The organism is Halomonas pelophila (assembly GCF_040196315.1).
Classification (GTDB): domain Bacteria; phylum Pseudomonadota; class Gammaproteobacteria; order Pseudomonadales; family Halomonadaceae; genus Halomonas; species Halomonas pelophila.
In genome coordinates this window covers 90,812-106,957 of sequence record NZ_JBEGCI010000002.1, presented here as the reverse complement: position 1 = coordinate 106,957, position 16,146 = coordinate 90,812, and the positions used below count along the sequence as shown (strand labels likewise).

Annotated in this window: 12 protein-coding genes; 4 read left to right on the top strand and 8 right to left on the bottom strand. The window is 70.3% G+C overall.

Translation table 11 applies throughout. The features are described 5' to 3' along the window. Positions 1 to 110 precede the first annotated feature (110 nt). Both betA and ABE957_RS02265 read left to right on the top strand, forming a co-directional pair. Positions 111 to 1,802 carry a choline dehydrogenase gene (betA, locus tag ABE957_RS02270; protein WP_349757060.1) on the top strand — a complete coding sequence of 564 codons (1,692 nt, stop codon included), beginning with the start codon at positions 111 to 113 and terminating at the stop codon, positions 1,800 to 1,802. Between the two features lie 185 nt (positions 1,803 to 1,987). Then, positions 1,988 to 4,435 carry an acyl-CoA dehydrogenase gene (locus ABE957_RS02265; protein ID WP_349757059.1) on the top strand — a complete coding sequence of 816 codons (2,448 nt, stop codon included), beginning with the start codon at positions 1,988 to 1,990 and terminating at the stop codon, positions 4,433 to 4,435. A 341-nt stretch (positions 4,436 to 4,776) separates the two neighbouring features. Here the strand turns inward: ABE957_RS02265 and ABE957_RS02260 are convergent, their stop codons facing one another. The 4 genes from ABE957_RS02260 to ABE957_RS02245 form a co-directional block, all read right to left on the bottom strand. Next, complete coding sequence (locus ABE957_RS02260; protein WP_349757058.1) at positions 4,777 to 6,684, bottom strand: SLC13 family permease; 1,908 nt, start codon at positions 6,682 to 6,684, stop codon at positions 4,777 to 4,779. Positions 6,685 to 6,867: 183 nt separating this feature from the next. Beyond that, positions 6,868 to 7,674 (bottom strand): enoyl-CoA hydratase-related protein, encoded by an 807-nt coding sequence (locus tag ABE957_RS02255; protein WP_349757057.1) that lies wholly within the window; start codon positions 7,672 to 7,674, stop codon positions 6,868 to 6,870. 100 nt (positions 7,675 to 7,774) lie between these two features. Continuing rightward, complete coding sequence (locus ABE957_RS02250; RefSeq protein ID WP_349757056.1) at positions 7,775 to 8,335, bottom strand: carboxymuconolactone decarboxylase family protein; 561 nt, start codon at positions 8,333 to 8,335, stop codon at positions 7,775 to 7,777. A gap of 14 nt (positions 8,336 to 8,349) precedes the next feature. After that, positions 8,350 to 9,678, bottom strand: coding sequence for an aspartate aminotransferase family protein (locus ABE957_RS02245; RefSeq protein WP_349757055.1), 1,329 nt, complete (start codon positions 9,676 to 9,678; stop codon positions 8,350 to 8,352). 147 nt (positions 9,679 to 9,825) lie between these two features. On the opposite strand from ABE957_RS02245, the gene ABE957_RS02240 reads away from it, so the two are divergent. Then, positions 9,826 to 10,731 carry a MurR/RpiR family transcriptional regulator gene (locus tag ABE957_RS02240; RefSeq protein ID WP_349757054.1) on the top strand — a complete coding sequence of 302 codons (906 nt, stop codon included), beginning with the start codon at positions 9,826 to 9,828 and terminating at the stop codon, positions 10,729 to 10,731. A 30-nt stretch (positions 10,732 to 10,761) separates the two neighbouring features. Here the strand turns inward: ABE957_RS02240 and ABE957_RS02235 are convergent, their stop codons facing one another. Next, a complete protein-coding gene (locus ABE957_RS02235; protein WP_349757053.1) occupies positions 10,762 to 11,739 on the bottom strand; it encodes an NADPH:quinone reductase in 978 nt (325 codons plus the stop codon). A 102-nt stretch (positions 11,740 to 11,841) separates the two neighbouring features. Continuing rightward, positions 11,842 to 12,414: a hypothetical protein gene (locus tag ABE957_RS02230; RefSeq protein ID WP_349757052.1), complete on the bottom strand. Its 573-nt coding sequence runs from the start codon at positions 12,412 to 12,414 to the stop codon at positions 11,842 to 11,844. Positions 12,415 to 12,589: 175 nt separating this feature from the next. Here ABE957_RS02230 and ABE957_RS02225 point away from each other — a divergent pair, with 175 nt between their 5' ends. Continuing rightward, a complete protein-coding gene (locus tag ABE957_RS02225; protein ID WP_349757051.1) occupies positions 12,590 to 13,330 on the top strand; it encodes a glycerophosphodiester phosphodiesterase family protein in 741 nt (246 codons plus the stop codon). Positions 13,331 to 13,365: 35 nt separating this feature from the next. On the opposite strand, the gene ABE957_RS02220 is transcribed toward ABE957_RS02225, so the two are convergent. Together ABE957_RS02220 and ABE957_RS02215 are read right to left on the bottom strand one after the other, a co-directional pair. Continuing rightward, positions 13,366 to 14,595, bottom strand: a complete 1,230-nt coding sequence (locus ABE957_RS02220) for a CynX/NimT family MFS transporter (protein WP_349757050.1) — start codon at positions 14,593 to 14,595, stop codon at positions 13,366 to 13,368. Between the two features lie 46 nt (positions 14,596 to 14,641). After that, positions 14,642 to 16,138: a cobyric acid synthase gene (locus ABE957_RS02215; RefSeq protein WP_349757049.1), complete on the bottom strand. Its 1,497-nt coding sequence runs from the start codon at positions 16,136 to 16,138 to the stop codon at positions 14,642 to 14,644. Positions 16,139 to 16,146 lie beyond the last annotated feature (8 nt).

Genomic DNA, 16,146 nt, shown 5'->3' with positions numbered 1-16,146 from the left:
GCATTCTTAACAGCGCACGAAAGGAACGCGGGGCCACTGGCGTTTCTGACCGGCAAGCGATCACTGCGCCGCTTGCCACCTGACCCTTTTGACTGTTTCAGGGAGGCTCCATGTCACCGTCCCGTGAATTCGATTACGTCATCATCGGCGCCGGCTCCGCCGGCAACGTCCTGGCCACCCGCCTGACCGAGGACCCGGACGTCAGCGTGCTGCTGCTCGAGGCCGGCGGCCCCGATCACCGTTTCGACTTCCGCACCCAGATGCCCGCCGCCCTGGCCTATCCGCTGCAGGGCAAGCGCTACAACTGGGCCTTCGAGACCGACCCGGAGCCCCACATGGACGGCCGGCGCATGGAGTGCGGCCGCGGCAAGGGCCTCGGCGGCTCCTCGCTGATCAACGGCATGTGTTACATCCGCGGCAACGCTCTGGACTATGACGGCTGGGCCAAGCAGCCGGGCCTGGCGGACTGGACCTACGCCGACTGCCTGCCCTACTTCAGGAAGGCCGAGACCCGCGACATCGGGCCCAACGCCTACCATGGCGGCGACGGCCCGGTCAGCGTGACCACCCCGAAGGAAGGCAACAACCCGCTTTATCACGCCTTCATCGAGGCGGGCCAGCAGGCCGGCTACCCGGCTACCGAGGACGTCAACGGCTACCAGCAGGAGGGCTTCGGCCCCATGGACCGCTTCGTCACCCCCAACGGGCGACGCGCCTCCACCGCCCGGGGCTACCTCGACCAGGCCAAGGGCCGGGCGAACCTGACCATCGAGACCCGCGCGATCACCGACGTCATCACCTTCGAGGGCACGCGCGCCACTGGCGTGCGCTACGCGCGTCACGGCAAGCCCCAGACGGTCAAGGCGCGCCGCGAGGTGCTGCTGTGCGCCGGCGCCATCGCCTCGCCGCAGATCCTGCAGCGCTCCGGCGTGGGCCCCAGGGAGGTGCTCGACGAGTTCGGCATCGAGGCGGTCAAGGTCAACGAGAACGTCGGCGCGCACCTGCAGGATCACCTGGAGATGTACATCCAGTACGAGTGCACCCAGCCGATCTCGCTCTACCCGGCGCTGAAGTGGTACAACCAGCCGAAGATCGGCGCCGAGTGGCTCTTCCTCGGCACCGGCGTGGGCGCCAGCAACCAGTTCGAGGCGGCGGGCTTCATCCGCTCGAGCGACGAGGAGGCGTGGCCCAACCTGCAGTACCACTTCCTGCCCATCGCCATCAGCTACAACGGCAAGAGCGCGGTGCAGGCCCACGGCTTCCAGGCCCACGTCGGCTCCATGCGCTCGGAGAGCCGCGGCCGCGTGCGCCTGACCTCCCGCGATCCCGAGGCTGCACCCTCGATACTGTTCAACTACATGTCCACCGACAAGGACTGGCAGGAGTTCCGCGACGCCATCCGCCTGACCCGCGAGATCATCGCCCAGCCGGCCTTCGACGACTACCGCGGCCGGGAGGTCTCCCCGGGACCGGACGTGCAGTCCGATGACGCGCTCGACGCTTTCGTCAAGGCGCATGCCGAGACCGCCTATCACCCCTGCGGCAGCTGCCGCATGGGCGAGGGGGACGATGCCGTGGTCGACGGCGCCGGCCGAGTCCACGGCCTGGAAGGCCTGCGGGTGGTCGACGCCTCGCTGTTCCCGGTGATCCCCACCGGCAACCTCAACGCGCCGACGATCATGCTCGCCGAAAAGATGGCCGACAAGATCCGCGGCCGCGAACCGCTGCCGAAAAGCGATGCCCCCTACTACGTGGCGGGCGACGCCCCCGCCCAGCAGGAACCGATGCGCCGAACTGCCTGATCGGTTCGCCGAGCAACACCGAACCGCCCCGCCCCCGTGCGGGGCGGCTTGCGTTGAACGATCCGCCACATGAAGCGAATGGAGGAAGGTCGAAGGAAAACCGCATCGAAGGGATTGGCTGAGGGGCTCAGGATGCGCTAGGCTGAGGGCATTCAAACAAGTGTTCGAATCCGTCGGAGCCCACCATGCTGACCCTGATCCTGCTCGTGCTGGCCGTCACCGGCCTGCTCATCGTGATGCGCCGGGAGGCCGGCGCCCTGCCCGCCCTGGCCGTGACCGCGGGGCTCGGCCTCGTCGGCCTGGTCGCCGGCGCGTCGATCCTCAGCGTACTGCTGCTGGTCGCCGCCGCGGCTATCGCCGCCTGCGGCCTGCCCACCCTGCGCAGCCGCTGGCTGACGCCACGGCTCTTCGCGATGTTCAAGAAGGTCGCCCCCCGGGTCTCGGACACCGAGCGTACCGCGCTCGAGGCAGGCAGCGTGGCCTGGGACGGCGAGCTCTTCACCGGTCGCCCCGACTGGAACAAGCTGCTCGACTATCGCGACGAGGGGCTCTCCGATGAGGAGCGCGCCTTCCTCGATCACCAGTGCAGCGTGGCCGCCGGCATGTGCAACGCCTGGGAGATCGCCCGGGAACGCGCCGACCTGCCCCAGGAGCTCTGGGACTACCTGAAGCAGGAAGGCTTCTTCGGCATGATCATCCCCAAGGCCTACGGCGGCCTGGGCTTCTCGGCCAAGGCGCAGTCCCTGGTGCTGCAGAAGCTCTCGATCAGCGAGACGCTGATGGTCACCGTGGGCGTGCCCAACTCCCTGGGGCCGGGCGAGCTGCTGCTCAAGTACGGCACCGAGCAGCAGAAGGACCACTACCTGCCGCGCCTGGCCGACGGCCGCGAGATCCCCTGCTTCGGCCTGACCGGCCCGCGGGCCGGCAGCGATGCCACGGCCCTCCCCGACACAGGCGTGGTGTGCAAGCAGCTGGTCGACGGCGAGGAGGTCCTCGGCCTCCGGCTGAACTTCGAGAAGCGCTGGATCACCCTGGCGCCCATCGCCAGCGTCGTGGGCCTGGCCTTCCGGCTTTTCGATCCCGACCACCTGCTCGGCGACGAGGAGGATCGCGGCATCACCCTGGCGCTGATCCCCCGTGAGACCGACGGCATGGAGATCGGACGTCGCCACCACCCCATCGGCAGCCCCTTCCTGAACGGCCCGATCAAGGGCCACGACGTCTTCGTACCGCTCGATACCATCATCGGCGGGCCGGAGATGATCGGCCAGGGCTGGCGGATGCTGGTCGAGTGCCTCTCCATCGGCCGCTGCATCACCCTGCCCTCCGGCGCCACCGGCACCGCCCGCTACGCCCTGGGCTGGAGCGGCGGCTTCGCCCGGATCCGCCGCCAGTTCAACGTGCCGGTGGCCGAGATGGAGGGCGTCCAGGAGCCCCTGGCGCGCATGGCCGCACTGGCCTACGTCTCCCGGGCCGCGGTCTACCAGACCGCCAACACCATCGACCACGGCGAGAAGCCAGCGGTGCCCTCGGCGATCCTCAAGAGCCAGCTCACCGAGTTCCAGCGGGTAATCCTCGGCGACGCCATGGACATCCACGGCGGCAAGGCGGTGACCCTGGGGCCGCGCAACTACCTCGGCATCGGCTACAGCGCCAACCCGGTGGCGATCACCGTCGAGGGCGCCAACATCATGACCCGCAACCTGATGATCTTCGGCCAGGGTGCCATCCGCTGCCACCCCTTCGTGCTCGAGGAGCTGGCCGCCAAGGACGCCGACGACCTCGCGGCCTTCGACCGGGCCTTCTTCGGGCACGCCGGACTGATCTTCGGCAACGCCGCCCGCGCCCTCACCCAGGGCCTGGGGCTCGGCCGGCCGAGCGTGCCCTTCGACGAGATCGCCGCCCCCTACGCCCGGGACATCGCGCGGCTCTCCGCCGGCTTCGGGCTCTGCGCCGACGCTGCCATGGCGAGCCTCGGCTCGCAGCTCAAGCAGCGCGAGATGCTCTCGGCGCGCCTCGGCGACGTGCTCTCCAACCTCTACCTCGCCTCGATGACGCTCAAGCAGTGGCACGAGGGCCAGAAGGTCGAGGGCGAGGCGGCACTACTGCACTATGGCTGCCGCTTCTTGCTGGGCCGCGCCGAACAGGCCCTGGATGAGCTCTTCGACAACCTGCCGAGCCGCGCCCTGGGCCGCGCGCTGCGCGTCATCGTGATGCCGACGGGCCGGCGCTGGAAGCGCCCCGAGGACACGCTGACCCACGAGATCGCCCAGGCCGTCTCACGGGATACGCCCCTGCGCCGCCACCTTCTCGACGCCACCTGGCAGGAGAACGATGGCAGCCGGGACAACCCGCTGGCCCGCTACAACGCCCTGCTGGCGAGCCAGGAACGCGCCGAGGCGCTCTATCGCCTAGTCAACAAGGCCTACGCCAAGGGCCAGCTGCCGGCCGAGGCGCTGCATCCGGAACAGCGGGTCGAGGCCGCCCTGGCGGAAGAGCTGATCAGCGAGGAGGACGCCACCTTCATGCAGGAGCGCGAGGCCGCGGTGCTGGAGCTGCTCACCGTCGACGACTTCGCCTACGACGCCTTCGTCACCGACAAGACCAAGGTGCTGCGCCACCAGCCGGCCTGAGCCGTTGCCACCGAAGACTAGCGAGCGCCGGGATACGCCAAAGAGGGGGTCCGATGCCATGGATGGCATCGGTAGCGTACAGGGAAGTATTCACAGCGCCCCCTCGCAGGCGTATCCCGGTGGACGTGGAACCACGCCCGTGCGGCGGAATAGATCAAAGAGGAGCCCTATGCCCGGGATGAGGAGCACTGCTTCGAACGGGCTGGCCAGGGATGATCAGCACCGGCCCTGCAAGCGGAGAGGGACGCGGGAGCGCCGCAGGGCATCGGTAGCGTACAGGGAAGTATTTACAGCGCCCTCTCGTCGACCTATACCTGCGCGGGATGCGTTCTTGCTCAAGGCTACAGCGGCCAGACGATCAGGATCAGCGGTATCGCCACCGCCATCACCACCAGGGTCAGCGGCAGCCCCAGTTTCCAGTAGTCACCAAAGCGATAGCCGCCCGGGCCCATCACCAGGGTGTTGGACTGGTGGCCGATGGGGGTGAGGAAGGCGCAGGAGGCGCTGATCGCCACCACCATCAGGAAGGGATCCAGGGAGACGCCGAAGCCCTTGGCGAGGCTCGCCGCTATGGGCGCCATCAGCAGCGCCGCCGCGGCGTTGTTGACCACGTTGGAGAGCAGCGTGCAGATCAGAAACAGTCCCACCAGGATCGCCACCACCGGCCACTCGCGGCCCATGGCCAGCAGGGTATCGGCGATCAGGGCGGCCCCGCCGCTGGTCTCCAGCGCCTGCCCCACCGGGATCATCGCCCCCAGCAGCACGATCACCGGACCGTCGATGGCCTGGTAGGCCTCGCGCAGCGACAGCACGCCCACCATCAGCGAGGCCAGGGCGGCGCCGGTCAGGGCCACCGACGAGGGCAGCAGGTCCAGCACCATGGCGATCACCGCCACCGCGAAGATGGCCACCGAGACCGCCAGCATGCGCGGCCGGCCCAGGGTCAGGTTGCGGCTGGCCAGCGGCAGGCAGCCCAGGGTGGTGAGGCTCTCGCCGATCTCGCCCTCGCCGCCCTGCAGCAGCAGCACGTCCCCGGCCCGGAAGCGGATGTCGCGCAGGCGCTGGTTGAGGCGGCCGCCATCCCGGGCCACCGCCACCAGGTGCAGGCCGAACTGGTTGTGCAGGCGCAGCTGGGTGACGGTGCGGTGGATCATCATGGAGTCGTTGCGCACCACCGCCTCGACCAGCTGCAGGCCCTCGGTATCCACCGAGGCCCCCTGTGCCTCCTTCTCCTTGTCCTGCGACTCCTCGTCCTGATTCTCCTCGCCCTGCGACTCAGCTTCCTGTTGGGGGGCCTCGCGCGACGCGGCGGGCGCCTCGCTCTCCTGTGACTCGCCCTCCTGTGCCTCGTCCTCCGGCGGCGGCTCGGGGCCGACCACCAGGCCCGCCTTGTCCTCGATCAGCGTCATCTCCTCGGGCCCGGCCTCCACCAGCAGGATGTCGCCCTCATCGAGGGTGCCGTGGAAGGCGTGGCCGGCATGGCGCTTGTCGCCGCGCACCACCGCCAGCACCGGGATGCTCTCCTCCAGGGCCTGATGCAGGTCGCGCAGCGACCAGCCCACCGCCTTGCCGTCCTCGGGCACGCGCAGCTCCACCAGGTAGTGGGCGGTGTCGAACATCTCCTCCGTGGAGGCCTTGCCGGCTCGCTGGGGCACCAGGCGCCAGCCGACCAGCACGATGAAGGCCAGGCCGACCAGGGCCACGCTGGCACCGACGGGAAAGAAGGAGAACATGCCGAAGCTCTCCCCCACCGCCTCATGACGGTAGCTGGAGATGATTATATTGGGCGGGGTGCCGATCAGGGTGGTAAGGCCGCCGAGCAAGGAGCCGAAGGCCAGCGGCATCAGCAGCAGCGAGGGCGGGCTATCATGCTCCCGCGCCATGCGGATCGCCACCGGCAGCATCAGCGCCAGGGCGCCGACGTTGTTCATCACCCCGGAGAGCACCAGTACGGTGCCGGAGAGCACCAGCATCTGCAGGATCAGGCGGTCGCCGACCTTGAGGGCCTGCTCGGCGATCAGGTCGACGAGCCCGGATCGCTCGAAGCCGCGGCTGAGCACCAGCACCGCGGCGACGGTAATCACGGCGGGATGGCCGAAGCCGTAGAAGGCCTCGTCGGTGGGCACCAGACCCAGCAGCACGGAGGCCAGCAGCGCACCCAGCGCCACAAGGTCGTAGCGGAAGCGGCCCCATACGAAGGCCGCCAGCGTCGCGCCGAGAACCAGGAACACCTGGGTGCTGTCGCTCATCTCCGATCACCTCCCTGTGCCGTCAGGATGATATCAGCACAACAGCCGAGGCCGGGAAAAGCCAGCGTTTCCCGCCTGCCCAGGCCAACGACGCGACACCCGGCGCCTGGTTGGCTATCGAGAGCCCGGGGGCCGCGAGATCGGACGCCGCAGGCTGGTCTCGCGAGGCGATGCCCCCAGGGCTCACTTCCTGGCCATCGTCTCCAGCATGGCGTGGACGGCGTCCAGGTGCTCAGGCTCGTTGTGGCACATCCCCTGGAAGGTTGCGCAGAGGTCGAGAAAGTCGGGCAGCGCCATGCGATCAGCGCGCTTCATCAGCCGCTTGGTCAGGCGGGTGGCCCTGGGCGGCTGGGCAGCGATCTGTCCGGCGAGCGCCTGGGCCCTGTCCATCAGCGCCTCGGGCTCGGTCACCTCCAGCACGATGCCGTAGTCGCGAGCCTGCTCGGCGTCGATCACTCGCCCGGTGAGCGTCAGCTCGAAGGCCCGCTGGTAGCCGATGAGCCGCTGCAGGAACCAGGCGCCGCCGTCGCCGGGGATGATCCCCAGGTTGAGGAAGGTCTCGCCGAACCTGGCCATGCGGGAGGCGAGGCGAAGGTCCGCCATGTTGGCCAGGTCGAAGCCGGCGCCGATCGCCGGGCCATTGACCGCGGCGATGATCGGCACCTCCACGCCCTGCAGGGCGAGCGGCAGGCGCTGGATGCCCCGGCGGTAGCGGTCGGCCACCTCGGCGACACTACCTTCGAAGTCGCCGCCACGCTCGGCCATGTCCTTGACGTTGCCGCCGGCACAGAAGGCGCTGCCCGCCCCGGTGATCACCAGCACCGAGACCGCCTCGCAGGCGTTCACCCAGTCGGCCACGGCGAGGATGTCGTCGACCAGGGCCGTGCCGGTCAGGGCATTGCGAACGTCGTGGCGGTCCAGGGTCAGAGTGGCCACCCGCCCCTCCAGGGAGAGACGGGCGTCGGTCAGTGCGGGCAGGGTCGGGCTCATCGGTCGGGTCCTTGTGCTCGAGATGGGTAACGTCCTCAAGGATGACGACCGCCTGGCCATCGATCCAGACCGAACCGCGATTTCCCTGCGCGACCGCCCGTCAAGGCTCGGCGAACGGCAGGGGTTCCGTGCCCCGGCGCACCTCGAAGACGTTGAGGGTCATGGCCACCAGGGCGTAGTAGCCGAACACCCCCACCAGCTCAACCACCGCCGGTTCGCCGAAGGCCGCCACTGCCTCGGCGTAGAGCGCCTCGTCGACGCGGCGGGTGGTGTAGAGCGTCTTGCCCAGGCGATAGATCAGCGCCTCGTCGTCGCGCTCGAACTCGGGCTCGCGCCCCGCCTGGAGCGCCTCGATCACCGCCTCGCTGACCCCGGCCTCGCGGGCGATGGGCGCGTGGATCTGCCACTCGGCCTGGGACTGCCACCAGGACGCGGTGAAGAGGATTGCCAGCTCGGTGAGCCGCAGCTCCAGACGCGTGTCATAGCGGCAGAAGGCGCCGAGGCGCTGGGCGTGATCGGCCAGTGCCGGGCTGTGGATCCAGGCCAAGAAGGGGCCGTCCAGGTTGCCGCGGGGGCCGCTCAGGATGGCGTCCAGCACGCGGCGCTGGTCGGGCGCCATGCTGGCCTCGTCCAGGGGAGAGAGGCGGGAGTCGATCGACATCGGGCGGGGCTCCATTACGAGTGGGTGAGGACGCGCGCAAGGGCGGCGTCGAGCTTGTCGACGATCTCGTCCAGCTGGGCGTCGTCGAGGATGAAGGGCGGGGCCAGCAGGATGTGGTCGCCGCGGCGGCCGTCCAGGGTGCCGCCCATCGGGTAGCACATCAGGCCCTCGTCCATGGCGGCACGCTTGACCGCCGCGTGCAGCTTGCGCTCGGGGTCGAAGGGCGTCTTGGCGTCGCGCTCGGCGACCAGCTCGAGCCCGCGGAAGAGCCCCCGGCCGCGAATGTCGCCGACGTGGGGATGGTCGCCGAAGCGCACCTCGAGGCGCTGCTGGAGCCCCTCGCCCAGGCGCACGACACGATCCAGCAGCCCGCGCTCCTCGACGGCGCGCTGCACGGCCAGGGCGGCGGCGCAGGCGGTGGCGTGGCCGATGTAGGTGTGGCCGTGCTGGAAGAAGCCCGAGCCCTCGGCGATGGCCGCGCGAATCCGCTCGCTGACCAGGGTCGCGCCGATCGGCTGGTAGCCGGCCCCGAGGCCCTTGGCGATGGTCACCAGGTCGGCGGTCACGCCCTCCTGCTCAGCGGCGAGGAGGGTACCGGTGCGCCCCATGCCACACATCACCTCGTCGAGGATCAACAGGATGCCGTGGCGATCGCAGATCTCGCGCACCCGCCTGAAGTAGCCCGGCACCGCGGGCACCGCGCCGAGGGTAGCGCCGACCACCGGCTCGGCGACGAAGGCCATCACGTTCTCCGGCCCCAGGCGCTGGATCTCGGCCTCGAGCTCCGCGGCCAGGCGCTCGCCGTAGGCCTCCGGGGTCTCGCCGGGGGCCTGGTCGCGATAGGCGTAGCAGGGGCTGACGTGGCTCACCTCGACCAGTAGCGGCTCGAACTGCTGCCGGCGCCAGGCGTTACCGCCGGTGGCAAGCGCCCCCAGGGTGTTGCCGTGATAGCTCTGGCGCCGGGCGATCAGGTGCCGGCGCTGGGGCTCGCCGCGCTCGATGTAGTATTGGCGCGCCAGCTTCAGCGCCGCCTCCACCGCCTCGGAGCCGCCCGAGACGAAATAGACCGACGAGAGCCCCTCCGGCGCGCGCTCGACCAGGAAATCGGCCAGCGCCTCCATCGGTTCGGTGGTGAAGAAGGAGCTGTGGGCATAGGCGAGCCGGCCCACCTGGTCACGCACCGCCTCGATCACGTCGGCATCGCTGTGGCCCAGGCAGGAGACGGCGGCACCGCCGCAGGCGTCCAGGTAGCGCTTGCCCTGGGCATCGATCAGGTAGGGCCCCTCGCCGCCCACGGCGGTCGGGTACGAGTGCTTCAGATGACGGTGGAATACGTGGCTCATGCGACCCTCTCACGGGATATGCAAATTCAATAGCCATTCTGCAAAAGCGCAAATATATTTGCAAATTTATTCGGCAGCGGCCTGACGCCGCGCTCGACGAGCGCTACAATGCCCCACCTTCATCCCCCAGGCCGCGCCGATACCCCCATGACGCTCCCCACGCCCCAGCGACCGGACACCCTCAGCGACCTCGAGCATCTGCTCGCCACCATCGAGCAGGGCGAGGGGACGGTGCGACTGGGCAAGCGCTCGCGCCGGGTGCTATCGGCGATGGTCACCGCGCCCCAGCAGGCCGCGGTGTCGTCGATCAGCGAGCTGGCCGAGCGCCTGGGCGTCAGCCCCTCGACCCTGTCGCGCCTGGCCCAGCGGCTGGGCTTCGAGGGCTTCGCCGGCCTGCAGGCGGTGTTTCGCCGCAACGTCACCGAGGGGAAGAGCTTCTACAGCGATCAGGTCTCGCGCCTGCTGGACAGCGACGGGGATGACGATGCCCTCGCCCGGCTGGCCCGGCTGGGCCGCCAGGAGAGCGCCAACATCGCCGACACGGTGGCGGGGATCGATGGTGAGGCCTTCACGGAGGCGGCGCGACTACTGGTGGAGGCGCGTCGCGTGCGGGTCCACGGAATGCGCCAGTTCGCCTCGCTGGCCTCCTTCCTGGCCTATGGCCTGGGCATGCTGCGCGCCGATGCGGCGCCGCTGGACGCCGTCCGCCACGGGGTGGCGGACGCCCTGGCCCAGCTCGAGGCGGGGGACGTGCTGGTGGTAGCGAGCTGCTTTCCCTACACCCCCAGCGTGCTGGCCACGGCCGAGGTCGCGGCGCGCCAGGGCATCCGCGTGATCGCGCTGACCGACTCCCGGGGATCGCCGCTCGCCCGGGTATCGCACCTCGCCTTCCCGGTGCCCGACCACAGCCTCTTCTTCAGCAACAGCATGTGCGCCTTCATGCTGCTGGCCGAGGGGCTGCTCTGCGAGGCGGCGAACCGGCTCGGCGACGAGGGACTCACCGCGCTCAAGCGGCGCGAGCAGCTGATCGGCGAGCTCAACGAGTCGCTGTAGCCGCCGCCCGCGCCTCAGGCTGGGATCAGATCAGGGCAGCAGGATGGTCGAGCCGGTGGTCTTCCGGGCGGCCAAGGCCGCCTGAGCCTCGCCCGCCTCGGCGAGCGGATAGCGATTCGAGATATCGATGGTGACCTCTCCGCTCTCGAGCATCGCGAAGAGCTCACCGGCCATCCATTCCAGCCGCTCGCGGGTGTCGGCGTAGCCGTTGAGGCTCGGGCGCGTGACGAAGAGCGACCCCTTCTGGTTGAGGATGCCGATGTTGACCCCCTCCACCGCGCCGGAGGCGTTGCCGAAGCTGACCATCAGGCCGCGCTTCTTCACGCAGTCAAGCGACGTCTCCCAGGTATCCTTGCCCACCGAGTCATAGACCACGTCGCACATCGCGCCGTCGGTCAGCTCGCGCACCCGCTCGACCACGTCCTCCTTGGTGTAGTCGATGGTCGCCCAGGCACCGTTCTTGGTGGCCAGCGCGGCCTTCTCCGGGGAGCTGACGGTGCCGATGAGCTTAACGCCGAGCGCCTTCGCCCACTGGCAGGCGATGGAGCCGACCCCGCCGGCGGCGGCGTGCCAGAGGATGGTCTCGCCGCCCTTGAGGGGGTAGGTCTGGCGCAGCAGGTACTGCACCGTGAGGCCCTTGAGCATGGCGGCCGCGGCGGTCTCGACGTCGATCGCCTCGGGCAGCGCCACCACCTTGTCGGCCGGCAGCACGTGCTGCTCGGCGTAGGCGCCGAGCGGCCCCTGGGCGTAGGCCACGCGATCGCCGACCGCCAGGTGGGTGACGCCCTCGCCCAGCGCATCGACCACGCCGGCGCCCTCGGTGCCGAGCCCCGAGGGCAGGCCGGGCGCCGGATAGAGGCCGGTGCGAAAGTAGATGTCGATGAAGTTGAGGCCGACCGCCTGGTTGCGGACGCGTACCTCACCGGCGGCCGGCTCGGCCGGCGTGACATCGACGAGCTCGAGGACTTCGGGGCCGCCGGTGCGGGCGAACTGGATACGCTGGGCCATGGGGTATTGTCCTTGTGACGTTGACGGATTAGCCCAACAGTCAAGCGTCCGGACACCCCCGGGGTCAAGAAGTGGACGATGCATGTCGCCCGACAACGCGACTTAGAGCGTCGCGGGGAAGGACTCCAGGCCGCGGACGAAGCGCGCCTTGTAGTCGTCGAAGAGCGCGCGGTCGCGCTTGAACGACTGGATCACCGAGGCCTCGTCGAAGGTCAGCGCCCGGGGCAGCTCCTCAACGGAGGCGGCGGGATGCTTGGGGCCGAGGCCGATGCGCACGCCGGCCTTGCCGTCGAGCCAGCGGGTGATGCCCGCCTCGCGGAAGCGCGCCTCCTGCTCGGGGCCCACGGCATCGACGCGCAGCGGCGCCTTGAGGGCCAGCTCGGCGACCAGCCGCTCGGCCGGCCGGGTCACGGCCTCGCCATCGAGATCGGCCAGCAGCATCACGGTCATGCTGCTGCCGACCTCATCGAGCACCAGCAGGGCCAGCGCCACCGGGCGCGACTGATCGTCGACCAGGGCCAGCACTCGGGCCGCCTCCTGCTTGACCAGCACGCCCAGGGTGCCGGCGAAGGTCGCCAGCGGCGTGAGGCCGGCGTCCTGGCCGTAGGCCTCGGCACACAGCCGGGCCAGGCAGGCATCGCGCTGCTCGGGATTCTTGATGTGCACGACTCTCATCTCGGGGTCCTCGCATCGTCGTGTGTCTGGCGCCAGCGCCAGGATCGAAAGCGCGCAGCCTACCACATCCTGGCCCGATCGCGCCGCGCCCGGCGTCCGGCGCGCGGGGGCGTTTCCCGTCGCCGCTCGATGGCGCTAGGCTGTCCCTTCCGCCCCGCCGACCAGGAATCGCCCCATGCCCGACGCCGCGCTCGCCCTGCCCCGTCTGATCGCCCATCGCGGCCTCTCCGCCCAGGCCCCGGAGAACACCCTCGCGGCCGTGCGCGCCGCCCATGCCGCGGGCGTCGGCTGGGTGGAGCTCGACGTCCAGCTGCTCGGCGACGGCACCCCGGTGATCTGGCACGACGCCGGCCTTCGGCGCTGCTCCGATCGTCGCGGCCGGCTGGCCGACCTGGATCTCGCCGCGGCGCGACGCCTCGATGCCGGCGGCTGGTTCGGCGAGGCCTTCAAGGGCGAACCCATGGCCACCCTCGAGGCGATGCTGGCCCTGCTCGACGAGCTCGACATGGGGGTCAACCTCGAGCTCAAGGTCAATCGCGGCCGCGATCCTCGCGCCCTGGTGGCGGCCGCCCTGCCCGCCGTGATGGAGGCGCTGCCGCCAGCGCGCCGGCTTCTCTCCTCCTTCAATGATGCGGCCCTCGCCCATACCCGCGCCCTCGCCGGGCCCGAGGCGCTGTCGCTGGGGGTACTCTTCGAGGGGGTCGGTCGCGCCTGGCGGAGTCGCTGCGAGGCGGTAGAGGCCTGCAGCGTGCATGCCGACTGGAAGCGGCTCAAGGCGCCGCGCGCCCGGGAAGTGAGCGAGGCCGGCTACCGACTGCTCTGCTACACCGCCAACGATCCGGCCGCCTTCGCCCCGCGCTGGGCCTGGGGGGTCGACGCGGTGATCAGCGACGACCCGCCGCGCTTCATGGGCTAGCCCGGCACACGGCCGGGGCGAGCGCCCAGGAGCAGTTAGGCGCGCTCGACGGCGCCCGCCATCACCCGCGGGTAGTCGCGCGGGTTGAAGCGCAGGGTGACCAGCAGCATCGCCGCCGCGCCGAGGGCCAGCAGCACCCAGGCGGCCAGGAAGCCACCGGTGGCCTCGCGCAGGGCGCCGCTGATCCAGGGCGAGAGCGCATTGAGCATGAAGCCGAAGCCCTGCATGAAGGCGGCCAGGCGCCCAGCCGCGCGGGGATCGGGCAGGTGATCCAGGGCCAGGATCAGGCCCATGGAAAAGCTGGAGCCCAGGCCGAAGCCGGCGATGGCCACCCAGACGAGCGCCCCCTGGCCGGGCAGCAGGATCAGCCCCAGGTAACCGGTCAGCTGGGCCAGCAGGCTGACGGCCAGCAGCCAGCGACGATCCGCATGGGACTGGCGCTGGGCCAGGGCCGGCATCGCCAGGGCGGCGATCACCTGGAAGATGGTCATCCAGGCCAGCAGCAGACCGCTGGACGAGGCGCTCCAGCCAAGCTCGCGGTAGTAGACCGGCAGCCAGGTGACCACGCTGGAGTAGCCGGCGTTGATCACCCCGAAATAGAGCGCCAGCAGCCAGGCGCGGGGCAGCCGCCAGGGACGCGGACCGGCCAGGGCCACCCAGGCCGGCTCCGGCGCGCGGGGACGCCGCGACAACCACCACCAGGCCAGCAGGGTGATCAGCGCCGGCACCCACCACAGGCCCACGCCCAGCTGCCAGCCGCCGAGGCTCGCCAGCCAGGGGCTCGCCCAGGCGGCCAGGCCGCCGCCGGACATCAGCGCCGCGGAGTAGACGCCCATGGCGAGCGGCATGTGCCGGCCGAAGCGGCGCTTGGCAAGCCCCGGCACCAGCGCCTGGATCAGCGCGATGCCGGCGCCGCCCAGCAGCGCCGTAGCGAGCAGGGTCGCGCCGCTGCCGTTGACCTGGCGCAGCGCGCAGGCGACCGCGATGGCCATCAGGGCCAGGGAGATGCCTCGCTGCTCGCCCAGCCAGGCCTGCAGGCGACCGCTAGCGAGGGCCACGGCCCCCATGCAGAGGAACGGCAGGGTGGTCAGCCAGGCCAGCACCGTGTAGCTGAGCCCGGTGGCCAGGCGGATCTCCTCCATCAGCGGGCTGGCGGCCGCCAGCAGCGGTCGCAGGTTCAGGCCCAGCGCCACCAGCAGCGCCAGCCCTCCGATGAACTGCCAGGTCGTGGAATCGCCCCGGGAAGTGCCGCTCTGTGCCGTCATTACCGCCTCGCGTCGTCACATTGTGAGGACGCTATTGTATATAAAACTAACGATAACGGGATACAGGATCGTCGCCGCCTACCAGCGACAAGATGGCCTCCATGTCCAGACTCGCCTCCAGGCCGTCGGCCAGGCGGTCGAGTTCGCGTTCGCGATGGGCGGCGAAGTCCACGGCGGCGTCCTCCCCTGCCCCGCCGGTCAGGCCGAGCCTGGCGAGCAGCGCCGCACGGGCACCCGCCTCCTCGAAGAGGCCATGCAGGTAGGTGCCCAACACCCGGCCGTCCTCGCTGATGGCGCCGTCCGGTCGACCCTCGAGCTCCATCAGCGGCCGGGCCAGGGCCGGCCCCTCGCTCACGCCGTTGTGGATCTCGTAACCGCTCACCGGCGTGCCCTCCCCGGCTGGGGTGTCCAAGAGGGTGCCGGCGACGTTGCGCAGCTGCTTGCCCGCCACCATCCGGGTGCGCATCGGCAGTAGCCCCAGCCCCGGAACGGTGCCGGCGGGGCCTTCCAGGCCGTCCGGGTCGTCGATGGCCTCGCCGAGCATCTGGAAGCCGCCGCAGATGCCGAGCACCCGGCCGCCGTAGCGCAGGTGGCGGCGGATCGCCATCTCCCAGTCCTGAGCGCGCAGCCAGGCGAGGTCGCTGGCCGTCGCCTTGCTGCCCGGCAGCAGGATCACGTCGGCGGGGGGAATCGGCCGGTCCGGGCCGACGATGCTCAGCGACACCCGCGGATGCAGGCGCAGCGGATCCAGGTCGGTGTGGTTGCTGATCCGCGGCAGCGCCGGCACCACGACGCGCAGGTCGGGCGTGCCCGCTTCGTGACCGGCCAGCCCCACCCCATCCTCGGCGTCCAGCAGCAGACCCTGCAGATAGGGCAGCACGCCATGCACCGGCTTGCCGGTATGGGCGGTGAGCCAGTCGAGACCGGGCTCGAGCAGGGCGATGTCGCCGCGGAAGCGGTTGATCACGAAGCCTTTGGTGCGCGCCTGCTCGGTCTCTGAAAGCAGCGCGAGCGTGCCCACCAGCTGGGCGAAGACGCCGCCGCGGTCGATGTCGCCGACCAGCAGCACCGGGCAGTCGACGGCCTCGGCGAAGCCCATGTTGGCGATGTCGCCCTCGCGCAGGTTGACCTCGGCGGGGCTGCCCGCCCCCTCGGCGATGATCACGTCGAATCGCGCCGACAGTCGTTCCCAGGCTGCCAGCACGCTCTCCCGCGCCTGGCGCTTGAAGGCGTGATAGTCGATCGCGTCCATGTGGCCGTAGACGTGACCGTCGAGGATCACCTGGGCGCCCCGGTCGCTCTCGGGCTTGAGCAGCACCGGGTTCATGTCGGTGTGGGGCGCGATGCCCGCGGCTCGGGCCTGCAGCGCCGTGGAGCGGCCGATCTCGCCGCCCTCAGGCGTCACGGCGCTGTTGAGCGCCATGTTCTGGGGCTTGAAGGGCGCCACCGAGATGCCCCGCCGGGAGAGTGCCCGGCAGAGCCCCGCGACCACGGTGCTCTTGCCGGCATCGGAGGTGGTGCCCTGGATCATCAGCGTCGGCATGGCAGCGA